This is a genomic window from Methylobacterium ajmalii (assembly GCF_036448855.1).
Classification (GTDB): domain Bacteria; phylum Pseudomonadota; class Alphaproteobacteria; order Rhizobiales; family Beijerinckiaceae; genus Methylobacterium; species Methylobacterium ajmalii.
The window spans coordinates 1-21,393 of the sequence record NZ_JAZFXT010000039.1 but is presented as its reverse complement, the minus strand read 5'-3'; the positions used below and the strand labels follow the sequence as shown (position 1 = coordinate 21,393).

Annotated in this window: 23 protein-coding genes and 3 tRNA genes; 15 read left to right on the top strand and 11 right to left on the bottom strand. The window is 72.9% G+C overall.

Features of this window, described 5'->3' with window-relative positions:
* Positions 1–99: 99 nt before the first annotated feature.
* From V3T34_RS16965 to V3T34_RS16935, 7 genes are all read left to right on the top strand, one after another.
* Positions 100–1,131 (top strand): hypothetical protein, encoded by a 1,032-nt coding sequence (locus V3T34_RS16965; protein ID WP_305079510.1) that lies wholly within the window; start codon positions 100–102, stop codon positions 1,129–1,131.
* A complete protein-coding gene (locus V3T34_RS16960) occupies positions 1,131–1,625 on the top strand; it encodes a prepilin peptidase (RefSeq protein ID WP_091883917.1) in 495 nt (164 codons plus the stop codon). Before V3T34_RS16965 ends, V3T34_RS16960 begins: the two co-directional genes overlap by 1 nt.
* Positions 1,622–2,077: a prepilin-type N-terminal cleavage/methylation domain-containing protein gene (locus V3T34_RS16955; RefSeq protein WP_305079509.1), complete on the top strand. Its 456-nt coding sequence runs from the start codon at positions 1,622–1,624 to the stop codon at positions 2,075–2,077. The genes V3T34_RS16960 and V3T34_RS16955 overlap by 4 nt, the downstream gene beginning before the upstream one ends.
* Positions 2,074–2,472, top strand: a complete 399-nt coding sequence (locus V3T34_RS16950; protein ID WP_305079508.1) for a type II secretion system protein — start codon at positions 2,074–2,076, stop codon at positions 2,470–2,472. Before V3T34_RS16955 ends, V3T34_RS16950 begins: the two co-directional genes overlap by 4 nt.
* The gene (locus V3T34_RS16945) at positions 2,469–3,098 is read left to right on the top strand and encodes a prepilin-type N-terminal cleavage/methylation domain-containing protein (RefSeq protein ID WP_305079507.1); all 630 of its coding nucleotides are present in this window, start codon (positions 2,469–2,471) and stop codon (positions 3,096–3,098) included. The genes V3T34_RS16950 and V3T34_RS16945 overlap by 4 nt, the downstream gene beginning before the upstream one ends.
* Positions 3,095–4,003: a type II secretion system minor pseudopilin gene (locus V3T34_RS16940; RefSeq protein ID WP_060847987.1), complete on the top strand. Its 909-nt coding sequence runs from the start codon at positions 3,095–3,097 to the stop codon at positions 4,001–4,003. Before V3T34_RS16945 ends, V3T34_RS16940 begins: the two co-directional genes overlap by 4 nt.
* Before the next feature lie 127 nt (positions 4,004–4,130).
* Complete coding sequence (locus V3T34_RS16935) at positions 4,131–4,619, top strand: hypothetical protein (protein WP_060847986.1); 489 nt, start codon at positions 4,131–4,133, stop codon at positions 4,617–4,619.
* A 16-nt stretch (positions 4,620–4,635) separates the two neighbouring features.
* Here the strand turns inward: V3T34_RS16935 and V3T34_RS16930 are convergent, their stop codons facing one another.
* The 7 genes from V3T34_RS16930 to V3T34_RS16900 all read right to left on the bottom strand — a co-directional run bounded on the left by V3T34_RS16930 (position 4,636) and on the right by V3T34_RS16900 (position 9,931).
* Complete coding sequence (locus V3T34_RS16930; protein ID WP_145984683.1) at positions 4,636–5,586, bottom strand: class I SAM-dependent methyltransferase; 951 nt, start codon at positions 5,584–5,586, stop codon at positions 4,636–4,638.
* 9 nt (positions 5,587–5,595) lie between these two features.
* Positions 5,596–6,144, bottom strand: coding sequence for an RBBP9/YdeN family alpha/beta hydrolase (locus V3T34_RS16925; protein ID WP_305079506.1), 549 nt, complete (start codon positions 6,142–6,144; stop codon positions 5,596–5,598).
* A 43-nt stretch (positions 6,145–6,187) separates the two neighbouring features.
* The gene (locus tag V3T34_RS16920; protein WP_305079505.1) at positions 6,188–7,297 is read right to left on the bottom strand and encodes an apurinic/apyrimidinic endonuclease family protein; all 1,110 of its coding nucleotides are present in this window, start codon (positions 7,295–7,297) and stop codon (positions 6,188–6,190) included.
* A gap of 194 nt (positions 7,298–7,491) precedes the next feature.
* On the bottom strand, positions 7,492–8,322 hold the full coding sequence (locus V3T34_RS16915) for a hypothetical protein (RefSeq protein WP_305079504.1): 831 nt from the start codon (positions 8,320–8,322) through the stop codon (positions 7,492–7,494).
* Positions 8,323–8,434: 112 nt separating this feature from the next.
* A complete protein-coding gene (locus tag V3T34_RS16910) occupies positions 8,435–8,833 on the bottom strand; it encodes a DUF3618 domain-containing protein (protein ID WP_060847982.1) in 399 nt (132 codons plus the stop codon).
* Positions 8,830–9,258, bottom strand: a complete 429-nt coding sequence (locus V3T34_RS16905; protein ID WP_236012637.1) for a phage holin family protein — start codon at positions 9,256–9,258, stop codon at positions 8,830–8,832. The genes V3T34_RS16910 and V3T34_RS16905 overlap by 4 nt, the downstream gene beginning before the upstream one ends.
* A gap of 13 nt (positions 9,259–9,271) precedes the next feature.
* On the bottom strand, positions 9,272–9,931 hold the full coding sequence (locus tag V3T34_RS16900) for a hypothetical protein (RefSeq protein WP_331369245.1): 660 nt from the start codon (positions 9,929–9,931) through the stop codon (positions 9,272–9,274).
* Between the two features lie 337 nt (positions 9,932–10,268).
* Between V3T34_RS16900 and V3T34_RS16895 the strand changes: the two genes are divergently transcribed.
* Positions 10,269–11,687: an alpha,alpha-trehalose-phosphate synthase (UDP-forming) gene (locus V3T34_RS16895; RefSeq protein ID WP_060847981.1), complete on the top strand. Its 1,419-nt coding sequence runs from the start codon at positions 10,269–10,271 to the stop codon at positions 11,685–11,687.
* 136 nt (positions 11,688–11,823) lie between these two features.
* On the opposite strand, the gene V3T34_RS16890 is transcribed toward V3T34_RS16895, so the two are convergent.
* Together V3T34_RS16890 and V3T34_RS16885 are read right to left on the bottom strand one after the other, a co-directional pair.
* The gene (locus V3T34_RS16890; RefSeq protein WP_305079503.1) at positions 11,824–12,906 is read right to left on the bottom strand and encodes a hypothetical protein; all 1,083 of its coding nucleotides are present in this window, start codon (positions 12,904–12,906) and stop codon (positions 11,824–11,826) included.
* Positions 12,903–14,366 (bottom strand): FAD-binding oxidoreductase, encoded by a 1,464-nt coding sequence (locus V3T34_RS16885; protein ID WP_305079502.1) that lies wholly within the window; start codon positions 14,364–14,366, stop codon positions 12,903–12,905. Before V3T34_RS16885 ends, V3T34_RS16890 begins: the two co-directional genes overlap by 4 nt.
* 137 nt (positions 14,367–14,503) lie before the next feature.
* Between V3T34_RS16885 and V3T34_RS16880 the strand changes: the two genes are divergently transcribed.
* From V3T34_RS16880 to V3T34_RS16860, 5 genes are all read left to right on the top strand, one after another.
* Complete coding sequence (locus tag V3T34_RS16880; protein ID WP_060847978.1) at positions 14,504–15,202, top strand: fumarylacetoacetate hydrolase family protein; 699 nt, start codon at positions 14,504–14,506, stop codon at positions 15,200–15,202.
* Positions 15,203–15,219: 17 nt separating this feature from the next.
* Positions 15,220–15,690: an NUDIX domain-containing protein gene (locus V3T34_RS16875; protein WP_305079501.1), complete on the top strand. Its 471-nt coding sequence runs from the start codon at positions 15,220–15,222 to the stop codon at positions 15,688–15,690.
* Between the two features lie 119 nt (positions 15,691–15,809).
* A tRNA-Gly gene (locus V3T34_RS16870) sits at positions 15,810–15,884 on the top strand.
* Positions 15,885–15,912: 28 nt separating this feature from the next.
* A tRNA-Gly gene (locus tag V3T34_RS16865) sits at positions 15,913–15,987 on the top strand.
* A gap of 25 nt (positions 15,988–16,012) precedes the next feature.
* A tRNA-Gly gene (locus V3T34_RS16860) sits at positions 16,013–16,087 on the top strand.
* Between the two features lie 477 nt (positions 16,088–16,564).
* Here the strand turns inward: V3T34_RS16860 and V3T34_RS16855 are convergent.
* Positions 16,565–17,047, bottom strand: a complete 483-nt coding sequence (locus V3T34_RS16855; RefSeq protein WP_060847976.1) for a peroxiredoxin — start codon at positions 17,045–17,047, stop codon at positions 16,565–16,567.
* Between the two features lie 189 nt (positions 17,048–17,236).
* On the opposite strand from V3T34_RS16855, the gene V3T34_RS16850 reads away from it, so the two are divergent.
* Positions 17,237–17,938: a YqgE/AlgH family protein gene (locus V3T34_RS16850; protein WP_082742804.1), complete on the top strand. Its 702-nt coding sequence runs from the start codon at positions 17,237–17,239 to the stop codon at positions 17,936–17,938.
* A gap of 33 nt (positions 17,939–17,971) precedes the next feature.
* Here V3T34_RS16850 and V3T34_RS16845 read toward each other — a convergent pair whose 3' ends face one another.
* Positions 17,972–18,973, bottom strand: a complete 1,002-nt coding sequence (locus tag V3T34_RS16845) for a hypothetical protein (protein WP_305079500.1) — start codon at positions 18,971–18,973, stop codon at positions 17,972–17,974.
* A 426-nt stretch (positions 18,974–19,399) separates the two neighbouring features.
* On the opposite strand from V3T34_RS16845, the gene dnaK reads away from it, so the two are divergent.
* Positions 19,400–21,319 (top strand): molecular chaperone DnaK, encoded by a 1,920-nt coding sequence (dnaK, locus tag V3T34_RS16840; protein WP_060847974.1) that lies wholly within the window; start codon positions 19,400–19,402, stop codon positions 21,317–21,319.
* Positions 21,320–21,393: the final 74 nt, after the last annotated feature.

Genomic DNA, 21,393 nt, shown 5'->3' with positions numbered 1-21,393 from the left:
CCGGTCCCCAGGCGAGTCGGGATTTATTATCGACTTTGCGGACAGGATCGGGCCGCGAGGCGGCGAGGGCCAGGGACGACCGTGGACGGAATGCACGCGATGAGACGGATGGACCGCGCCGCCGGACGCCCGCACCCGAGCGGACGGCGCGGCCCGGCCCTGGGGGTGCTCTCCCTGGCGGTGCTCTCCCTGGCGGGCTGCGTCCTCCTCGGCGGGGTCGCGCTCGCCGCGCCGCTCGCGGTGCCGCTGCCGGCGCCGTTCCCGCCGGTGCGGGTGCTGACGCTCCTCGTCGGCCTCCACCTGATCGGCCTCAGCTTCGGGCTCGGCGGCGCCACGATGCTCGACTTCTGGATCCTGCGCTGGATGCGCTGGGGCAGCCTGCCGCCCGAGATCGCCCGGATCTTCCTGTTCGTCAGCAAGGTGGTGACGGTCGGGCTCGGCCTGCTCTGGCTCTCGGGGCTCGGCTTCCTCGCGGTCTACGCGGTCGAATCGCCGGAGAAGCTCGCCAACCCGAAGCTCTGGGCCAAGCTCGTCGTGGTGCTGGCGCTCACCGTCAACGGGCTCCTGATCCACGCGGTCGTGCTGCCGGGCGTCCTGCGCGACCTCTCCCGGCCGATGCTCGACGGGGTGTCGGGCGTGCGCACCGGGATCTTCCTGGTCTCGGGCGCGGTCTCCGGCGTGTCCTGGTACGCGGCCTTCGCGCTGGGGCTGATGCGCGAGATCAACGGCGTCGTCCCGACCGGGCTGCTGCTCTCGCTCTGGCTCGCCGGGGTGCTGGCGGCCTCGCTCGCAGCCTACTTCTACTGGCTGCACCTGCGCGAGTGGACCCTGCGCCACGGCGCCCGCCCGGCCTGGGCCGCGGCGCCGGCCGGACAGGCGGCCGAGCCGCCCGCCGGCGCCGTGCCGATGCAAGACCTCTCCCTGCAAGACCTCTCCCTGCAAGACCTCCCGCCGCCCGCACCGGAGCCGGCGGTGCCGGACGCGCCTCCCGCCGCCCCGCCCGCCGATGTCCCAGCGGCGCTCCCGCCCGTCGTGGCCCCGCCGGCCGGCCCGGCCCGAATCCCGCAGGACCGCATCCTCGCCCTGAACCCGTCGGCGCCCGCCCGCGCCCGGCCGTCGCGGCGGGCGTGATGTCGGGCCTCCTCCTCGTCCTGCTGCCGCTGCCGCTGACGCTGCCGGCGAGCCTGATCGACCTGCGCCGCCGCATCATCCCGGACGCGCTCACGCTGGCGCTCCTCGGCCTCGGCCTCGGCCTCGCGACGTGGCGGGAGGGGGCGGAGGCGGCGCTCCTCGCCCTCGCGCAAGCGGTCGTCGCGTACGGGTTGTTCTACGGCCTGCGCGCGCTCCACGCACGAGCGACCGGGCGGATCGGGCTAGGGCTCGGCGACGTCAAGTTCATCGCCGCCGCCACCGCCTGGACGGGGCTCGCCGGCCTGCCGGTGCTCGTCCTGGCGGCGAGCCTGTCGGCGCTCGCGGCCGTCGCCGCGATGGCGCTCGCCGGCCGGCAGGTCGGGCGCGACACCGCCCTGCCGTTCGGCCCATTCCTGGCGCTCGGCCTGCATGCCGGCCTCGCGGTCGCGGCCTTGGGCCTCGATGCGGATCTCTTCGCCGGGGCCGCCGGGTGAGGGCGGGCGCGAAGGGGCGGGAGGACGGCTTCACCCTCGTCGAGATGCTGGTGACGATGGCGATCCTGGCCCTGGCCGCGGGCGTCGCGTTCCGGTCCATCGGCCCCGGCGCCCTCGACCGGCGCATCGTGCTGGTCGCCGAGACGATCGCGGCCGAGATCGGCTGGCTGCGGGCCGAGGCGATCCGCTCGGGCCGGGCCGGGCGCCTCGCCTACGAGCCGCAGGCCGCCCGCTTCGTCAGCTCCCGTCCGGGAGCCCTGCCGATCCCGGTCGGAGCGCTGGCGGTCGCGGTCGAGCCCGGCCCGGTCGGCCGGCCGGTGCCGGGGGAGCTGCGCCTCCTGCCCGACGGCAGCGCGACCGGCGGGCGGATCCTGCTCGCGGCCGGCGCCTCGCGCCGGGTTCTGTCGGTGAGCGCCCTGACCGGACGGGTGCGGCGGGAGGACGGGCCGTGAGGCCGCGGCGCGCCCGCCGGGACGAGGACGGCTTCACCACCGTCGAGGTGCTGGTGGCCTTCGCGATCGCCGCCGCCGCCACCATCATGGCGTTCGAGATCGCCGGAACGGCGGCCGGCGCGGTGCGGCGCCTCGAGACCCGGCGGATCGCCGCCGACGAGGCGGAGGGCGTCGTCCTGCGCCGCCTCGCCGAGGGTCCGCTGCGGCCGGGCCTCGTGCAGGGGCGGTTCTCGGACGGCACGCCCTGGACGCTGGCGGTCCTCGACCTGCGCCCGGTCCTCGGGGTCGGCCGCGCGCCGCCGCTCTGGCAGGTCAGGGTCACGGCCGGCGGGTCCGAGGCGAGGCCCCTCTACGCCACCCTCGTCCCGGGCAAGCCCGGGGAGACGCCCGAATGAGCCGGCGCGGCGGGGACGAGACGCGAGCCGAGGCGCGGCAGGCCGGCTTCACCCTGGTCGAGACCCTGGTCTGCCTCGCGCTCGCCGGGCTGATCGGGGTGCTGCTGCTCAATGCCGTGCGGATCGCCGGCGGAGCCTCGGCGGCGGCCTCGCGGGCGGCCGGGGCCGAGGAGGTGCAGTCGGTGCGCGACCATCTGCGGCGCACCCTCGGCAGCCTGGCGCAACGCCGCCCCGACGGGAGCCGGCCGACGCTCGGCGGCGGCCCGGACCGGCTCGTCGCGATGCTGGCCCCCGACCGCACCCTGGAGCGCCCGACCGAGGTCGCCGCGACCCTCGCGCTGGTGCCGGGCCTCGCCGGCGGCCTCGACCTGCGGGAGAGCCGGAGCGAGCGCGAGGGGACCGGCGGGGCGATCGGAGAAGTGATCGGAGAAGTGATCCTTGGGCGAATCGCCGGGCTCGCGATCCGCTACTACGGCGCGCCCTCCGACGGCGCCCGGCCGCTCTGGCAGCAGAGCTGGTCGCGGACCGACCGGGCGCCGCTCCTCGTCGAGATCCAGGTCGCCTTCCTCCCCCAGGACCGCCGCCGCTGGCCGCCGCTGCTGATCGCCCTCGAGGCCGGCCCGTGAGTGCGCCCGCGCGTGCGCCCGGGACCGGCCCCGCGGACGCGGGCGAGGGCGGCTTCGTCCTGCTCTCGGTGCTGGCGATCTTCATCGTCGTCGGCGCGGTGCTGGCCGGGGCGCTGCTCCAGGTCCGCTCCGCCACCGGCCTCGCCCAGGCCCGGGCCGACGCGGTGCGGCTCCAGGGGGCGGCGGACGGGATCGCCCGCCTGATCGCCTACGAGCTCCAGCTCGGGCGGGTCTACCGCCGCACCGAGGCCGGCCTGCCGGAGGACGGCACCGCCGCCGCCTGCCCGCTGGCCCCGGGGCGGGTCGCCCTGGTGTCGCTCCAGGACCAGGGCGGCCTGATCGACCTCAACGCCACGCCGCGCCCGGCGATGGAGGAGGCGTTCCGGCTCCTCGGCGTGCCGGACCGGGATGCGATGGCGCTGGGCGCCGAGATCGTCGACTACCGCGACGCCGACGACGCGCCCGAGCCGAACGGCGGGGCGGAGCTGGCGCAATACCGCGCCCGCGGCCTCGCCTGGGGACCCCGCAACGGCCCCTTCGCCAGCGCCGACGAGATCGGCCGCCTGCCCTCGATGACCCCGGCGCTCGCGGCGCGGCTCGCGCCGGTGCTGACGGTCTACAATGCAGGGGGCCGCTTCGACCTCGCGGCGCTGGTGCGGCGGGTGAACCCGGCGGCGATCCGGTCGCTGCCGGGCTCCGCCGGCCCGGTCCCGTCGCCCCGGCAGGCCTTCCGCCTCTCCGTCGTCGTCGCGGAGGGCCGCGCCCGGGCCGGGCGGTCGGCGATCCTCGACCTCGGCGGCGGCGGTTTCCTGGTCTGGCAGCAGACGGTCGCGCCCGACCTCGTGGACGGCGTGGGGCACCCGGCCTGCGCGATGCTGGCGGCCGCCCTTTCGGCGGGGCGGTGAACCCCGCGCATGTCGGAAAGGAAGCCGCGAGCGCGCCGCGCGTCACGCCGGATCTCCCGGCCGCACGCCCGAGTTGATTCGAACTGAACAACGGGACAGTCTCGCGGAGGAGAAGGAGCGCGGCGCGATGATGGAAGCCCTGACGGTTCCCCGGTGCCCCGACGTGGTGCTGTCGGATTTCGGCGCCTTCTTCGAGGAGCAGCGCCGGCGCCGCGAGGCGAGCCCGGTCTCGGAGGCGCAGCCCGATGCCGCGCTCTCGGACGAAGATGCGCGGCGCGTGGCGCTCCTGCGCGGCATCGCCGCCGAGGTGCTGGAGGCGGCCTCGGCGCAGCTGGCACCCCACGGCGTGCTGGTAGAGCGCGGGCCGTCCCTGCGCGGACGGCCCGATTTCGAGCAGGCTTACACCCAGTTCATGCTGATCAACCGGCAGACCGGCCGGGCCTCGGACGTCTACGTGATGAGCATCACGGATGCGGGCTACTTCCTGGCGAGCGCCTGCGACCCGCGCCTCGACCACGACCACAACGACCGGCAGGTTACCCACTGCGCCGCGAGCGCGCTCACCTGCGACGTCGTCGCCCGGGTGATGAAGGACGCGATCCTGCACGTCGCCTGAGCGCGGGAGCCGCCCGCTACTCCTTGTGGGCGAACAGGTAGGTGCCGCTCGCCAGCTCCATGTTCTTGTCGTCGCCGAGCTGCGTCACGTAGGGCTCGTTCAGGAGCGACAGCGGGTCGGCGGTGAAGTCGGAGAGGCGGCGCGACAGGAAGCGCTTGCGCACGTCCGGCGGCAGGCCGGCGGCCCAGGACTGGACCATCCAGGTCAGGGTCCAGATCGGCAGGAGCGAGGTCGGGACGTACTGGTGGTCGACGGCGAGCCGGCCGGCGAACAGGTTGCGCAGGCCCTCGCCGGTCATGTTGTAGTAGTGGTGCGGGTAGCCGTGCAGCGGCTGCAGGAACGGCACCGCGCAGACCAGCTTGCCGCCGGGCTTGAGCACCCGGGCGATCTCGCGGGCGCAGGCGAAGGGATCGCGGACATGCTCCAGCACCGCGATCGAGATCACCCCGTCGAAGCTCGCGTCGCGGAACGGCAGCACCTCGCCGATGCCGAGCACGTCGGTGGTGTCGTAATCGGCGATCTCGAGGTTGACGACGTTGGCGTAGTAGCGGTCGCGCCGGCCGGCGCCGCAATCGAGGACCAGCCCGTCGGGATTCGCGTCGATCAGTTCCAGGACGTGGGCGTCGTAGGCGTTCTGCGAGACGTTGGGGCTGTCCTCGGCGCCCGAGAGCGCCCGCAGCTCGTCGCTGAGGTAGTCGTACTTACCCCCGGGGCGGCGGTGGGGCAGGTCGTCCCGCATCAGGGGGGCGAGGCGCGCCAGCTTGTCGGCCCGCATGACCTCCAGCCCCTCGGGCAGGCGGCTCTGGCGCCGGCCCTGGCGCAGGCCGTGGCGATCGAAGTGTGCCCGGCCGCTGGCGAGCCGCCCCTCGCGCACCGCGAGGTGGATGTCGGGGTTGGCCGCCAGGTAGTCGGCCTCGCGGAAGGTCGCCGCCGTCGCCGGCTCGACCATGTCGAGATGGGGGATCACGGGCGCGGCCTAGAGGGTGCGCAGGAAGCCGGCGAAGCGCATCAGCCCCTCCGGCCAGGGCCCGTGCCCGCTCTCGCCGTTGAGGTGGCCGGATTCGCCGGCATCGACCAGCTCCGCTCCCCAATCCGCCGCGAACGCGCCCGCGCGGTCGTAGGCGGTGTAGGGGTCGGTCCGGCTCGCCACCAGCACCGACGTGAAGGGCAGGGGCTCGCGCGGGATCGGCGCGAAGCGGCGCAGGACCGCCGGCATGTCCGGCCGCTCGATGTCGGGAAGCGCCACCAGGAAGGCGCCGGCGACCGCGCCCTGGGGAAGGTATGGTGCCGCCTGAACGCAGGCGATCACCCCGAGGCTGTGGGCGACCAGCACCACGGGCCGGCTCGCCGCCTGCACCGCGGCGATCACGGCGTCGCGCCAGGCGTCCGGCTCGGGATGGTCCCAGCTCGCCTGGTCCACCCGGCGGGCGGTCGAGAGCCGCTCCTGCCAGCGGCTCTGCCAGTGGTCGGGCCCGGAATTGGTGTAGCCCGGGACGACGAGGATGTCGCAATCGGCCGATTTCATGCCGCACCGTTACAGGCACGGCGCCCCAGCGTCGAGACCATCCCTACTCGGCCGCCAGGGCCGGCACGGCCGGCGCGGTGCCGAGGAGGATCGGGCCGACCTGCAGCGCCAGCCCGGTCGAGGCGAGGTTCTTGTGCTTGGCCTCGACCTCGATGTCGCACCAGGCGAGGTGGCGGGCGATGTGGTCGTTGAGCGCCCGGTTCCACATCAGGTCGGAATGGGCCGCGAGGTCCCGGCCCTTGAGGCCGGCCTCGGTCAGGGCCGCGAAGTCGGGCAGCGCGTCGGGGTCGTGGCCCGGCAGCACGTCCTCGCGCGAGACGCTGACATGGCCGACCGGGCGCACCCCGCGCCAGGATTCGATCACCCGGGCGATGCGGGGATCGTCCGGCTCGAGGTAGCCGCCGCGGCTGTGGATCCAGTGGTGGTGCAGGTCGAGCACCACCGGCACCCGGTCGGCGAGGCGCAGCACCTCGTCGAGACCGAAGGCGGATTCGTCGTTCTCGACCGTGACGAGGTCGCGGGCGACCTGCGAGACCCTGTCGAGGTTCTCCCGGTACGCCTCGACGCCGGGATCGCGGGCACCGACATGGATGTTGATGTGGGCGCCGTGCGGGTGCCAGCCGCCGCCATAGCCCATCATCGCCATCACCTCGGCGTGGTAGTCGAGTTCGGCGATGCCGTTCGCGAGCGCCGCCGGGTTGCGGCTGGCCAGGATGCAGAACGGGCCCGGATGCATGCTGAGCCGCACCCCGCCCGCCCGCGCCGCCTCGCCCACCGCCGCGAGGCCGTCCTCGATCGTGCGGCGAAACTCCGGATCGGCGTAGAGGTCGCGCACCTCCGGATGGGTGTAGCCCGGCAGGATCGAGCTCGCGAGCCTCAGCAACCGCTCGAGCGGCGGCCTGTCCGCCACCCAGGCGACCTGGCGTCCCATCGCCGCGAGGTTGTGGGTCACCACCGCGACGAGCTTCTCGCGGGCGGCTGTCGGGGCGAGGCGGCGCAGATGCGCGATCGTCACGGTGGTGACGTTCATCACCAGCGCGGCGTCCTTGGCGGCCTTCAGCGTCTTGTGCCGACCGGGCTCCTCGTCCGGGATGAACTTGCAGCAGAAGCCGAGGCGAGCCCCGGAATCGGGGGAGGGAGCGGCGGAGGTCATGGCCGACAACGCGGTGCCTGCCGCCGCGGGTCCCGGAATACCGTCGGGAAGTAAGGAAGGCGGACATGAAAAAGCCGGCCCCGAAGGACCGGCCGTTTCTCGTGCAGAACCTCGTCCGGCTCGTGCACCCGGTCGAACCCGCCGCATCGTCCCGGACCGCGCAGGGCCCGGGACGATGCGGCAGAGATGGACGGTCAGTGCGTCTGCCGGCCCGGCTCGGGGGTGCCCGCAGGGCCCTCGCCAGGCTGGTTCTGGCCGGGCTGGTTCTGGCCGGGCTGGTTCTTGCGCAGCTCGTCCGAGGCGGCGTGGGCGGCTGCGACGGCGGCGTCCTGCGCCTGGTCGAGGGCGGTCTCGACGAATTGCCGGCCGCGCTCGGTCGCCTCGTGGGCGTAGCGCAGGCCCTGGTCGCGGACCTCGTCGGCCCAGGGACCGACCACCTTGTCCTCCTGGCGGGTGCGCGGCAGCAGCGCGCCGAGCAGCATGCCGGCGGCGAGGCCGACGACGCCGACGAGTACCGGGTTCTCGGTCACGAAGCGCTCGACGGTGTTCTGGCCCTGCGCCAGCCGATCGCTGCCGCGGTCGCGCAGGTCGGCGTAGCGGCGCGAGCCGGTCTCGATCCGGTCGTTGGCCCAGTCGCGGGCGCGGTCGATCGTGTCGGAGCTGCGGCCGCCGACGGCGCCGTAGGTTCGGCTCGCCTCGGCATGCGCGCGGTCGACCGCGTCGCTGGCGCCGCGCTTCAGCCGGTCGGCTGCCGCGTCGGCCTTGGCGCGCAGCTGGTCTGCGGTCTCGCCGATGCGCTCGCCGATCGCCGAGACGGTTTCGCTCACGCGCTCGGACACGCCGGCGGCGGCCTCCTTGGCGGCCTCGCCGGCGTGGCGGGCCGCGTCGCCGGCCGAATCCTGCGCGGCGTCGAGGTTGCGGCGCACGGTGTCGTGGTCCTGGTGCAGGTTGCGCTCGGGCCCGGTCGCGGGGGTGTGGGCCGACGGGGCGCCCGGATTGGCCGGGTTGATGGTGTGCTCTGCCATGACTCGGGTACTCCCTGGCAGGCGGGGGACGGGGAAGCCCGCGCCCGCTCCGGCCTGCAACGAAACGAGAATTCTCTGAAACGGGCGCCGGCCCTCGGGGCCGGCGCCGGCATCACATCCGCAGGCTCTCGGCGACGCGGTCGGCGGCCGGGTGGGCGGTCGGGCGGTCGGGGTCGTAGACCCGGGCCGTTCCGGTATTCAGGACCGGCACCGATTCGGCCCCGGCCATCGTGGCGTCGAGCTCGCGGCGCCGCTCGGACTCCCGGGCGACGCGGTGGACGAGCCAGCCCACCCCGGCGACGATCAGCATGACCGGGACGGGGTTGCGCCGCACCGCGGCCAGCGCCCCGTCGTAGAGGCCGGCCATCGCCGGCGTCTGCCGCGCGGTGCCGAGCATCTCGTCGACGATGCTGGCCGGGGAGAGCCGGCCCTGGATCTGGTCGATCGTCCGGTCGAGGCGGGCGCGGGTCTGCTCGATGTCGTGCTCGAGGTCGTTGATCGACTGGCTCATCCCGACACCCTCTCGGACAGGACCCGGGCGTCCTGGCGCACCTGCCGCGTCGTGCGGGTCGGCGTCAGGGTCGACAGGGACATGGCGCTGCGGCCCCACAGGGCGAGACCGATGGCGACGGCGAGGAACACCGCCCCGACGATCAGCGCGGCGAGCGCCTCGGAATGCACCACCGTGGCGAGCCACTTCACCAGGGCGTCGGTGAGCACCAGGAGGGCGACGACGGCGAAGACCGCCGCCCCCACCATCATGCCGAGCCCGAGGAACAGCGACCTCAGGTTGTTCGACATCTCGGTGCGGAAGAGGGCGATCTCCTTGCGGGCGAGATCGGTCGTCTCCCGCAGGGCGTCGCCGAGGAGCCCCTGGATGCTGCCGGGGGCGCCGGTGCCCCCGAGGGGGCGGTTGTCTGTCATGGGATCGGCCATGGCGGCGCCTCCGTCAGGCCGAGTAGCGCGGGCCGGACGCGCCGGTGCGGTAGGGATCGGGCCGGGCGGTCTCCGGCTCGCTGTGGGCGCCCGGCACCTCGCGGGCGCCGTGGGACGGCGCGCGGTAGGACGACGACCCGGCGCCGTAGCCCTCGCGGGAGGAATCGCGACGGGTCTCGGGCCCGCGCCCGAAGGCCTCGCGGCCGTCGAGGACGTGGGCGGGATGGGCCGAGGAGCGGATGAAGCGGGCGGCCAGGAATCCGGTCAGGAAGGTCGCCACCGCGACGGCGGCCGGCCGGCGGCGGGCCACCGACTCGATCTCGCTGTAGAAATCCTCGAAGCTGCGCTCGCGGATCGAGCCCGAGAGCTGCTCGAGGCCTTCTGCGGCGCTGTCGAAGAACGCCTTCACGTTGGGCTGCTGGTCGAGCTTCCCGCCCGAGTCGCGAAGGGCCTGGGCGAGGTCGGAGACCGACTGGGCGGCGTCGCCCTTGCGGCGGTCGACGTAGCCGTGGACCTGCTCGCGGGCCGAGTCGACCAGGCTGAAGCCGCGCTCCATCGCGACGTCGCCGAGCTGGCGCACGTCCTGGCGCAGGTCGTTCCAATCCGCCGGCCGCTCGCCGGCGGCACCCCGGTCCTCGGCCCGGTGCTGTCCGTTATCGTAACCCGCGCTCATTGGGGGGAACTCCGTTCTCCGCGGCACGGCATCCGGCCGCGCCGGCCGCCGCGCCGCACACATGCGACGTTATTGCGAGTAACAGCAGCCAAGGCGCCCGGTTCCGGTCACGCCGTGAGCGGTCTTGCCTAAGCCTTGCCCCATGTGAATCACGGCGGGATTCCTGTGGAGCGCCGGGCACAGCCGGTCCGGGTGTCGCACGGTCAGGATTCGCCTCGAGGGTTGACCAAACCCCGCGGATCGCGCTTGCTCACCGCGCGTTTTCCCCGTCAGGGGCGGATGGACGCGGCGACGTTCCCGCCCCACAAGGTCCGTGCAGCCGGAGTCCATACCCGCCGTGTCACGCCTCATCATCGTGTCGAATCGCGTCGCCGTCCCGGACGCGGGATCCAAGGCGGTCGCGGCCGGCGGGCTCGCCGTCGCCCTCAAGGAGGCCTTCACGGCCTACAAGGGGCTGTGGTTCGGCTGGAGCGGCAAGATCACCGACAACCCGTCCTCCGAGCCGGTGATCGCCGACCGTGGCCGGGTGCAGTACGCGGTGATGGACCTCTCGCCCCAGGACCACCGCGAGTATTACAGCGGCTTCGCCAACCGGGCGCTCTGGCCGATCATGCATTACCGCCTCGGCCTGGCGGCGTTCTCCCGGGCCGACTACGCCGGCTACCAGCGCGTCAACCGGATCTTCGCCCAGGCGCTCGCCGGGCTGATCGAGCCGGGCGACCTGATCTGGGTCCACGACTATCACCTGATCCCGCTCGCCTCGGAGCTGCGGGGTTTGGGCGTCTCGAACCCGATCGGCTACTTCCACCACATCCCGTGGCCGTCGGGCGAGGTGTTCAACACCCTGCCGGCCTCGACCGAGCTCCTGCGCGCCGTCTCCGACTACGACCTGATCGGCCTCCAGACCGACAGCGACGTGCACAACCTCTCGCGCAACCTCGTCGACGAATTGCGTGCGATCCCGCTCGGCGGCGGCTCGCTGATGGTCGACGGGCGCCGCACCCGCATCCGCAGCTTCCCGATCGGCATCGACGTCGACGGCTTCCGCCAGGCCGCCGAGCGGGCCGGCATGAACCGCACCGTGCGCGACACGGTGGCGGGCCTGCGCACCCGCAAGCTCCTCATCGGCGTCGACCGGCTCGACTACTCGAAGGGCGTGCCCGAGCGGATGGAGGCGGTGGAGCGCTTCTTCGCCTCCAACCCCGACCAGCGCGGCAACGTCGTCTTCCTGCAGATCGCCCCGAAGTCGCGCACAGAGGTCCCGGAATACGAGCAGCTCAGCCGCGACGTGAACGAGGTGCTCGGCAACATCAACGGGTCGCTGGGCGAGCCGTCCTGGACCCCGATCCAGTACGTCACCAAGGCCTATCCCCGCGCGGTGCTGGCCGGGCTCTACCGCGCGGCGCGTGTCGGCGTGGTGACGCCGATGCGCGACGGGATGAACCTCGTCGCCAAGGAATACGTCGCCGCCCAGAGCGAGGACGATCCGGGCGTGCTGGTGCTGTCGAAATTCGCCGGCGCCGCACGCCAGATGCCCGAGGCGCTGCTGGTCAACCCCTACGACCGGTTCGAGGTGGCGGAGGCGATCCGCGCCGCCCTCTACATGCCCAAGGCCGAGCGGGTCGAGCGCTGGAAGCCGATGTTCGAGCGCATGGCGCGCGAGGACGTGGATTGGTGGGCCCGCAGCTACCTCGGCGAGCTCGAAGGCTTCCGCACGGTCGAGCGCGAGCCGCCAGCGGAGGCGGAGGCGCGGTAGGAGCGTCCCCGAAAAAAAGGGACGGGATCCTTCGTCTCCCGACGGGCCGAGAGAGGAGCGCCCGCTCCCTTCCTTTCACTCGGGGCCGTCGCTTCGGCGAAGACCGGCCGCCCGGCTCCGCTCGGATCCTGCCGCCTCACGCCACCCCCGGCAGGCACCCCTCCGCCACCCGCCAGCCCCGCGTCTCGACCGTCGTCCCGGTCGGGCCTGCCAGCATCAGGCCGATCATGGCCTCGCTCTGGCGCTTGCGGGTGCGGGTGGCGGCGTAGACCGTCTGCCAGGTGCCGCGGCGGGCGGGATCGGCGTCGCAGCGGGCGTGAAGCGCCGCGTCTGCGATCGTGACGGCGGCGCGGGTACCCGAAAAGTCCTCGGGCAGCCGGATCTCCGCCGAGACGACGTGGAGACGGTTCGGCCGCAGGCCGGCGATCGGGTGCGCACCCAGAAGCGTGCCGGGCGCGGGCGCGGCGGCGGGCAGGACGTGGCGAACCTCCTCGGGCGCCGAGAAGACCGGCGGGCCGGACGGCGCGAGCGGCGGGGCCTCGACGAGGCTGTGGCGCAGCGCGTAGGCCCGGCCGCAGACCGCCAGCCAGCCGGCGAGGTCGGCATCGGTCGCCGCCGCGTAGGGAGCGAATTGCGGCAGCGTGCCCTGCATCAGCCCCTCGCCGCGCCAGACGACGCGGCCGGACCCGATCCCGCCATCCTCCGGACCGGCCGCGCAGACCCGCAGTAGCGTCGCCGGGCCGATCGCCCGCAGGGCGGCGAGCAGGCGCCGCACCGCGGCCTCGCTCTCCCCCGGCGGCCCCTTGCGCACCAGGATCTTGTCGCCCGCCGCGAGGTCGGCGAGCAGGCGCTCCTTCAGGTAGGCGACCCGGCGGATCTCGCGGTCGAGGATGGCGGCCGGGGCCGTGCGGGGCGCCGTGTCGCCGGTATGGTAGGCGAAGCCGTAACGGCGGCTGTGGCAGAAGAGGTAGCCGCCGGCACCGACCCGGACCTCGATGTCGTCGGGCCCGCCATAGTGCGAGAACCGCGTCTCGACCGCGTGGGTGAGGTCGGCGATCGGCGCCGAGGAAAGGCGGAAGAGCCCGAGCGGGTCGATCCCCGCGTAGCGCTGGGCGATGCCGAACTCGCAATTGTCGCCCAGGCTCTCGAAGGCGCCGAGGAGCGCCGCCGCGGTGAGGCCGGCCGGTGTCGGAGACGCATGGCGAAACAGCGAGATCATGCCGCCGTGCCGGAGCGGGCCGCCGAGCTGCCCTTGGCCGGGAACGCTTCCGGCGCGCCCTCCGCCGCCAGCACCTTGCCGGGGTTGAGCAGGCCATGCGGGTCGAGGGCGCCCTTGAGGCGGCGCATCAGGTCGAGGGCGACCGGATCCTTGTAGCGGGGCAGCTCGTCGCGCTTGATCAGGCCGACGCCGTGCTCGGCGGCGATCGAGCCGTCCATGGCGTGCACGATGTCGTGGACGATGCGGTTGAAGCGCGGCCACTCGGCGAGGAACGCGGCCTTCTCGGCCCCGACCGGCTGGGTCAGGTTGAAGTGGATGTTGCCGTCGCCGAAATGCCCGAAGGGGCAGACCCGCACCCCCGGCATCGCCGCCTCGCAGGCCTCGGTCGCCCGCTCCAGAAATTCCGCCACCCGGGAGACCGGCACCGAGACGTCGTGCTTGATCGAGCCGCCCTCGTGGCCCTGCATCTCCGACAGGCTCTCGCGCAGGCGCCACAGGGCCGCCGCCTGCGCCTCGCTCCGGGCCAGGGTCGCGTCCGCGACGAGACCGGATTCGATCAGCTCGCCCAAGCGCGCCTCGAGTTCCTCGTCGGCGTCGGGGGCCGGCGAGGAGACCTCGACGAGGGCGTAGGACGGGTGGTCGCCCTCGAGCGGCCGCACGGCGCCGGGCAGGTGGCGCAGGACCACCTTGAGGGGGAAGCGCGGCACGTACTCGAAGGCGGTGAGGCGGGGCCCGAGCCGGGCGCGCAAGGCTCCGAAGGCGTCGAGCGCCGCGCGGGCCGAGGCGAGACCGAGGAAGGCGGTCGCCTTCGAGGCGGGCTTGGGGTGAAGCCGCAACACGGCGGCGGTGATGATGCCGAGTGTCCCCTCCGAGCCGACGAAGAGGTTCTTGAGATCGTAGCCGGAATTGTCCTTCCGCAGCGCCCGCAGGCCGTTCCAGACCTGCCCGTCGGCCAGCACCACCTCGAGCCCGAGCGTCAGCTCGCGGGCGTTGCCGTAGGCGAGCACCGCGGTGCCGCCGGCATTGGTGGCGAGGTTGCCGCCGATGCGGCACGAACCCTCGGAGGCGAGCGAGAGCGGAAACAGCATGCCGGCGGCGTCGGCCGCCGCCTGGACGCTGGCGAGGACGCAGCCGGCCTCGACCGTGATGGTGGCGTCGAGGGGATCGACCGCCCGCACCCGGTCGAGCCGGGCGAGCGAGATCACCACGCCGCCGAACGGCACGCCGCCGCCGACGAGCCCGGTATTGCCGCCATGGGCCACCACCGGCACCCGCGCCTCGGCGCAGGCCCGGACCGCGAAGGCGACCTCCGCGGTGTCGCGCGGGCGCAGGACCGCGAGCGCTTTGCCGCGATAGAGGCCGCGGGTCTCGGCGAGGTGAGGGGCGACGTCGGTCGCGTCGGTGAGGACGTGCGCGGGCCCGAGGCGGGCCGCCAGGGTGGCGATGAGGCTGTGGGTCACGGGGGGCGCATCACGAAGGAGGGGGTTGCGGCGGGGCGGGATGGCGCACCACGGAACCACTCTCTAGATAACGGTCGGCCGGCCCTTTTTCCAAGATGCGCGGCCCATCGCGAAACTTCGCCCGAGACAGCAGCCCCATGCTCTCCGTGATCCCGAACCCGGCGCGCACCGCGCTCCCGATCCAAGGCACCGACGACCTGTTTCCCGTGCGCCGGGTCTACTGCGTCGGGCGCAACTTCGCCGCCCATGCCCGGGAGATGGGCGCCGACCCGACCCGCGAGCCGCCGTTCTTCTTCATGAAACCCGCCGACGCGCTCCAGGTGGTGCCGGACGGCGAGACGGTCGAGCATCCCTATCCGCCCAAGACCGAGAACTACCACCACGAGGTCGAGCTGGTGGTGGCGATCGCCAAGGGCGGGCGCGACATCCCGGTGGAGGAGGCCCTCGACCACGTCTACGGCTACGGCGTCGGCCTCGACATGACCCGGCGCGACCTCCAGGACGACGCCAAGGCCCTGCGCCGCTCCTGGGAGCTCGGCAAGGCCTCGGACCTGTCGGGCCCCGTCGGCACCCTGAAGCCGGCCTCGGTCATCGGGCATCCGGCCAAGGGCGCGATCACCCTGTCGGTGGACGGCGCGGTGCGCCAGAAGGGCGACCTCTCCGACATGATCTGGTCGGTGGCCGAGCAGATCGCCTACCTGTCGACCTACTTCGCGCTCGAGCCCGGCGACGTGATCTTCGCCGGCACGCCGGAGGGCGTCGGCGCGGTCACCCGCGGCCAGACCATGGTCGGGGCGATCGAGGGCGTCGGCGAGATCCGCCTGACCGTCGTCTAGGACAGGGACATTCCGGGATGACGCGCCGACAGGCCCTGATGATGCGGGCCGCCCACCTCGTCTGGCGCGTCACCCGGGGGATGACCCTCGGCGTGCGCGGGGCGGCGATCGACGCGCAGAACCGCGTCTGCCTCGTGCGCCACACCTACATGCCCGGCTGGCACCTGCCGGGCGGCGGCATCGAGCCCGGCGAGACGGCCCTCGACGCCGTGACCCGGGAGTTCCGCGAGGAGACCGGCATCGTGCTCGATCCAGGCGCGCCGCCGGCCCTGCACGGCTTCTACCTCAATCGGATCGGCGCGGGGCGCGACCACGTCGCGCTCTACGTCGCCCGCGCCTTCACGGTGCCGGAGCCCAAGCGCCCCGACCGCGAGATCGCCGAGACCGGCTTCTTCCCCCTCGACGTCCTGCCGCCGGAGACCACTCCGGCAACCCGGACGCGCCTCGCCGAGATCCGCGACGGCCTGCCGCCGGCCTCGACCTGGTAGGGAAGGGGCTGCCGGGAGGACACCGCGGAGCCGGCTCCGCAACCTCTTGCGCTCCCCGGCGGAATGGTGTTTATGCCGCTCATCGGCGCCGCCACGGTGACGCCGACGGAAAACAGTGAGCGGGTGTAGCTCAGGGGTAGAGCACAACCTTGCCAAGGTTGGGGTCGAGGGTTCGAATCCCTTCGCCCGCTCCAGTTTTTCCATGAGGCCGAACGAGTTTGGGCGGGTGTAGCTCAGGGGTAGAGCACAACCTTGCCAAGGTTGGGGTCGAGGGTTCGAATCCCTTCGCCCGCTCCAAGTTCGATCAGGCCCGGCACAGTGAGCGGGTGTAGCTCAGGGGTAGAGCACAACCTTGCCAAGGTTGGGGTCGAGGGTTCGAATCCCTTCGCCCGCTCCAATTGCCCATGGTTATCCAAGCCAGACATCACCTTGAATTCCAAAGAGCGGACCGGCACGTCCGAGGGCTGAGCCGGCTGCGGAAGCCTCGCCGATTCATCGTCGCGGAGAGGGCGGGCTCACGGCGGCCGTGCGCCGCTCGCTGCGGGTCGGGGCCGATCTCGACCTGGCTCGCCCGCACGACGAGGGGCGAGTCGCCGACCTGCGGTCTGCCCGGGATCGACCGGTGCGACGCGGCTCCCGAGATCGATGCGCCGGCCGTTCTCTCGCGACGAAAATGCCCCCTGCGCATCGATCCGGAACTCGCCGGAGACGAGAGACCGGAATTCGTACCGCAGGGGCGCAGGAAGGTGGCGGAACGTCGGTCACGCGATCACCGCGGCTGCGCGTCCGGATCCCGGACGCCGCTTTCGCGGCACCGGAACCAACCGGCAGCCGTCGGTTCGTCAGCGCAACCGAAGCGACCCGGGAAGACCGCTCACAACGCCTTCAGCAGCGTCTCCGCCCCCGACAGGTCGGCCTTCGACGGCGCGTCCTCGACGTTGAGCACCCGCACCACGCCGTCCTCGACCAGCATGGCGTAGCGCTTCGAGCGGATGCCGAGGCCGAAGCCGGTGCCGTCCATGTCGAGGCCGATCGCCTTGGCGAAGTCGCCGTTGCCGTCGGCCAGGAACTCGATGCCCTCGGCGCCGGCCGCCTTCGACCAGGCCTCCAGGACGAACACGTCGTTGACGGAGGTCACCGCGATCGCGTCGATGCCGCGGGCCAGGATCTCGTCGCGCCGGGTGACGTAGCCGGGGAGGTGGTTGCGGTGACAGGTCGGCGTGAAGGCGCCCGGCACCGCGACCAGCACCACCCGACGGCCCTTGAACACGTCGTCGGTGGTCTTCGGCGTCGGGCCCTCGGGGCCCATCACCCGGAAGGTCGCCTGCGGCAGGTGATCGCCGACCTGGATCGTCATCGTGGGTCTCCTGGAACCATTCCGGGCCGGCCCCGCCGGGGCCTCGAGCCCGGCCGGGGTCTAGCGCGGCCGTCCGGGGGAGTCGAGGCGGGCCGCGGCAAGCGGTACGGGAGCCGCCGGGCGCCGGTGCGCGTTCACCCCCGGCGGCGGGCTATGGACAACGCCGGAGCGGGGGGTAGCATGGACGCCATGCGCAGCAGATTTCCTCAGGACCTTCTCTCCCAAGATCCCTCGCAGGATCCCTCGCAGGATCACGCCGACGGGGTGGCCGGTCCGCACGTCGAGGGCGCGGACACCTCGCCCCGCGGAGCGCCGAGCTACCTCGACGGGCAGCTCCTCGTCGCGATGCCGGGCATGGCCGACGAGCGGTTCTCGCGCTCGGTCATCTATCTCTGCGCGCATTCCGCCGAAGGGGCGATGGGGATCATCGTCAACAAGCCGGCCTCCGACCTCAACATGCCGGACCTGCTGGTGCAGCTCGACATCATCGGGAAGGACGACGCCATCCGGCTGCCGCACCGCATCGGCCACATGCCGGTGCTGATGGGCGGTCCGGTCGAGGCGAGCCGGGGCTTCGTGCTGCACTCGCCCGACTTCCACATCGAGCAGTCGACCCTGCTGATCGACGACGGGATCTGCCTCACCGCGACGATCGAGATCCTGCGGGCGATCGCCGACGGCCGCGGCCCGGAGAGCGCCGTGCTGGCGCTGGGCTATGCCGGCTGGCAGGCCGGTCAGCTCGAGAGCGAGATCCAGGCCAATGGCTGGCTGCACTGCCCGGCCGATCCGGAGCTGATCTTCAATACCGCGCTGGAGACGAAGTACGACCGGGCGCTGCGCGGCATCGGCATCGAACCGGCCATGCTCTCGGCCACCGCCGGCCACGCCTGAGGCGGGGCCGGGCTGCGGGGGACGGCCTGCGGGCTACTGGTCCTGCGCCCCGGCCTCGAAGCCCGGGTTCATCCCCTCCACCGCCGGGGCGGGGCGCTTGCGGGCCGCCGGGCGCGGGGCAGCACTCGCGGTCGGCGCGGCGCCCGACAGGCCGAGGCGGGTGGCGAGCGACAGGGCGCGGGCCTCCGAGAAGCGCAGGTGGCAGAAGCCGTGCGCGCCCTCGCGCATGTAGGCGCGGCACATCTGCTCCCGGTCGGCCGAGAAGGCGGCCTGTTCGGTCACGATCGGCCGCACGTCCTCGCGCCGGGCGCGCTGGGTCATCACCTTGTAGTTCTCGCGCACCGCCTTGTCGGCGACACCGCGCGCCGAGTCGAATTCCTGCGCCCGCGGCAGCAGGGCGGCGGCGCCCGGTCCCCACAGGCCCTTGGGGGTGGTCGCGCAGTCGGATGCCGTGAAGACGCAGGATTCGGCCTCGGCGAGCGGCGTCACCATCACGCTGCCCTCGAGGATCTCGAACCGCAGCGGGCAGGCCGGGCCGGCGGAGGCGAGCTGCGTCACGCCGTTGGGCTTGCCCTGGTCGGCGAGTGTCAGCGGCTGGCCGTCGCCGAGCGCGACCTTGCAGGACTCGGTCGGCTGCGAGACCTTGGTGCCGGCGACCGTCACCCGGGCGGTGTAGCCGCCACCGGCGCGATCGAGGCGCAGGGAGCCGGCATTGCCGTTCTGCTGCAGGTCCTGGCCGAGCACCGCGTCGTCGTTGGGGGTCTTCAGCACCACGGGCTTCGGCGGCGCGGGCGGTGCGGGGGCCGGCCGGGGAGCGGCCTCGGGGGGCGCCTCGCCCGGCTCCAGGGGCCCGCGCCCGCCCGGCACCGCGGCCGGGGGCACCGGCGGGCGGGCGGCGCGGCCGATGCCGAACAGTTCCTCGAGGAACGACTGGGCCGAGGCCGGGGCAGGCGCCACCATCAGGACCGCCGCGAGGGGCAGGGCCGCCAGAGCGGGCAGGGCCACCGGGCGGAGGAAGGGGCGAACGGGCTGCATCAGGCTCCAGGCACAGGTACGCGGCACGGCGACGGACGTTCCGCAGGGTCCTAGCATGCGGTCCGTGGCACGGGCGTGGCAAGCCCGCAACATTGTCGTGGCGGCTTGACCGCAGGCCCTTGGGGACCGGCGCCGCGAAACACGGGACCGGCCCGGTCCGGACGGCCGGATTCGCGCCGCCGCGGACGGCGTGCGCCGACCGGGTCTTTCGCCTCGCCGGCTCGCCTTGCGGGCCCGAAATCCCCTTCTTATATCGGGCTCGGCGCGGGAACGCCCCCGCTCGCCGGCCTCCGGCGAGGCGCGGTCCGGTCCGGCCCGCCCAGGCTCAACCCATTCGAGCTCAAACCATTCGACAAGTACCGCCATGGGCCGAGCTGCTTCGGGGCTCGGCGGTCTGCTTAAAAAACACCAACGAGGGATCCCACCATGGGTAAAGTGATCGGCATCGACCTTGGCACCACCAACAGCTGCGTGGCCGTGATGGAAGGCACGCAGCCCAAGGTCATCGAGAACGCGGAAGGCGCGCGCACCACCCCGTCGATCGTCGCCTTCACGGACGACGGCGAGCGGCTCGTCGGCCAGCCGGCCAAGCGCCAGGCGGTGACGAACCCCGAGCGCACCTTCTTCGCCATCAAGCGTCTGATCGGCCGTACCTACGACGACCCGATGACGCAGAAGGACAAGGGGCTCGTCCCCTACAAGATCGCCCGCTCGAACGGCGGCGACGCCTGGGTTGAGGCCGACGGCAAGCCCTACTCGCCGTCGCAGATCTCCGCCTTCACCCTGCAGAAGATGAAGGAGACCGCCGAGGCCCATCTCGGCCAGCCGGTCACCCAGGCGGTCATCACCGTCCCGGCCTACTTCAACGACGCCCAGCGCCAGGCCACCAAGGATGCCGGCAAGATCGCCGGCCTCGAGGTGCTGCGCATCATCAACGAGCCGACCGCGGCGGCGCTCGCCTACGGCCTCGACAAGAAGAAGACCGGCCTGATCGCGGTCTACGACCTCGGCGGCGGCACCTTCGACGTCTCGATCCTCGAGATCGGCGACGGCGTGTTCGAGGTGAAGTCGACCAACGGCGACACGTTCCTGGGCGGCGAGGACTTCGACAACCGCATCGTCGAGTACCTGGCGGCCGAGTTCAAGCGTGAGCAGGGCATCGACCTGACCAAGGACAAGCTCGCCCTCCAGCGCCTCAAGGAGGCCGCCGAGAAGGCGAAGATCGAGCTGTCCTCGGCGACCCAGACCGAGATCAACCTGCCCTACATCACCGCCGACGCGAGCGGCCCGAAGCACCTGGCGCTGAAGCTCAGCCGCGCCAAGTACGAGTCGCTGGTCGACGACCTGGTGCAGCGCACGATCGAGCCCTGCCGCAAGGCGCTCAAGGATGCCGGCGTCTCGGCGGCCGAGATCGACGAGGTGGTGCTGGTCGGCGGCATGACCCGCATGCCGAAGGTCCAGGAGCAGGTGAAGACCTTCTTCGGCAAGGAGCCCCACAAGGGCGTCAACCCGGACGAGGTCGTGGCGATCGGCGCCGCGGTGCAGGCCGGCGTGCTCCAGGGCGACGTCAAGGACGTGCTGCTCCTCGACGTGACCCCGCTGTCGCTCGGCATCGAGACGCTCGGCGGCGTGTTCACCCGGCTCATCGACCGCAACACCACCATCCCGACCAAGAAGTCGCAGGTGTTCTCGACGGCCGAGGACAACCAGAACGCGGTCACCATCCGGGTCTTCCAGGGTGAGCGCGAGATGGCGGCCGACAACAAGCTGCTCGGCCAGTTCGACCTCGTCGGCATCCCGCCGGCCCCGCGCGGCCTGCCGCAGATCGAGGTGACCTTCGACATCGACGCCAACGGCATCGTCAACGTGACGGCCAAGGACAAGGCGACGGGCAAGGAGCATCAGATCCGCATCCAGGCCTCGGGCGGCCTGTCCGACGCCGACATCCAGCGCATGGTGCAGGAGGCGGAGGCCAACGCGGCCGACGACAAGAAGCGCCGCGAGCTGGTCGAGGTGAAGAACCAGGGCGAGAGCCTGATCCACGCCACCGAGAAGTCGGTGACCGAGCACGGCGACAAGGTCCCGGCCTCCGACAAGGCCGCGATCACCACCGCCATCGACGCCCTGCGCCAGTCGCTGGCCGGCGAGGACGTCGAGCAGATCAAGGCCCGCACCACCGACCTGATGCAGGCCTCGATGAAGCTCGGCGAGGCGATGTACGCCGCGAGCCAGGCCGCTCCGGACGCCGCTGCCGGCGCAGCCCCGGGCGGAGAGGCCAAGAAGGACGACGTCATCGACGCCGACTTCCAGGAGGTCGACGACAAGGACCAGAAGAAGCGGGCGTAATACGCCTTGAGGTTGCCGCACGGATCTGAGATCCGTGCGGCGCGGAGCGGGGGCGCCACGGGCCCCCGCCGGGG

Excerpts from the sequence above, each read along its gene's own strand:
- V3T34_RS16965 (WP_305079510.1), top strand. The coding sequence starts at position 100 with ATGAGACGGATGGACCGCGCCGCCGGACGCCCGCACCCGAGCGGACGG.
- V3T34_RS16960 (WP_091883917.1), top strand. The coding sequence starts at position 1,131 with ATGTCGGGCCTCCTCCTCGTCCTGCTGCCGCTGCCGCTGACGCTGCCG.
- V3T34_RS16945 (WP_305079507.1), top strand. The coding sequence starts at position 2,469 with ATGAGCCGGCGCGGCGGGGACGAGACGCGAGCCGAGGCGCGGCAGGCC.
- V3T34_RS16935 (WP_060847986.1), top strand. The coding sequence starts at position 4,131 with ATGATGGAAGCCCTGACGGTTCCCCGGTGCCCCGACGTGGTGCTGTCG.
- V3T34_RS16925 (WP_305079506.1), bottom strand. The coding sequence starts at position 6,144 with ATGAAATCGGCCGATTGCGACATCCTCGTCGTCCCGGGCTACACCAAT.
- V3T34_RS16920 (WP_305079505.1), bottom strand. The coding sequence starts at position 7,297 with ATGACCTCCGCCGCTCCCTCCCCCGATTCCGGGGCTCGCCTCGGCTTC.
- V3T34_RS16915 (WP_305079504.1), bottom strand. The coding sequence starts at position 8,322 with ATGGCAGAGCACACCATCAACCCGGCCAATCCGGGCGCCCCGTCGGCC.
- V3T34_RS16910 (WP_060847982.1), bottom strand. The coding sequence starts at position 8,833 with ATGAGCCAGTCGATCAACGACCTCGAGCACGACATCGAGCAGACCCGC.
- V3T34_RS16905 (WP_236012637.1), bottom strand. The coding sequence starts at position 9,258 with ATGGCCGATCCCATGACAGACAACCGCCCCCTCGGGGGCACCGGCGCC.
- V3T34_RS16900 (WP_331369245.1), bottom strand. The coding sequence starts at position 9,931 with ATGAGCGCGGGTTACGATAACGGACAGCACCGGGCCGAGGACCGGGGT.
- V3T34_RS16890 (WP_305079503.1), bottom strand. The coding sequence starts at position 12,906 with ATGATCTCGCTGTTTCGCCATGCGTCTCCGACACCGGCCGGCCTCACC.
- V3T34_RS16880 (WP_060847978.1), top strand. The coding sequence starts at position 14,504 with ATGCTCTCCGTGATCCCGAACCCGGCGCGCACCGCGCTCCCGATCCAA.
- V3T34_RS16875 (WP_305079501.1), top strand. The coding sequence starts at position 15,220 with ATGACGCGCCGACAGGCCCTGATGATGCGGGCCGCCCACCTCGTCTGG.
- V3T34_RS16855 (WP_060847976.1), bottom strand. The coding sequence starts at position 17,047 with ATGACGATCCAGGTCGGCGATCACCTGCCGCAGGCGACCTTCCGGGTG.
- V3T34_RS16850 (WP_082742804.1), top strand. The coding sequence starts at position 17,237 with ATGCGCAGCAGATTTCCTCAGGACCTTCTCTCCCAAGATCCCTCGCAG.
- V3T34_RS16845 (WP_305079500.1), bottom strand. The coding sequence starts at position 18,973 with ATGCAGCCCGTTCGCCCCTTCCTCCGCCCGGTGGCCCTGCCCGCTCTG.
- dnaK (WP_060847974.1), top strand. The coding sequence starts at position 19,400 with ATGGGTAAAGTGATCGGCATCGACCTTGGCACCACCAACAGCTGCGTG.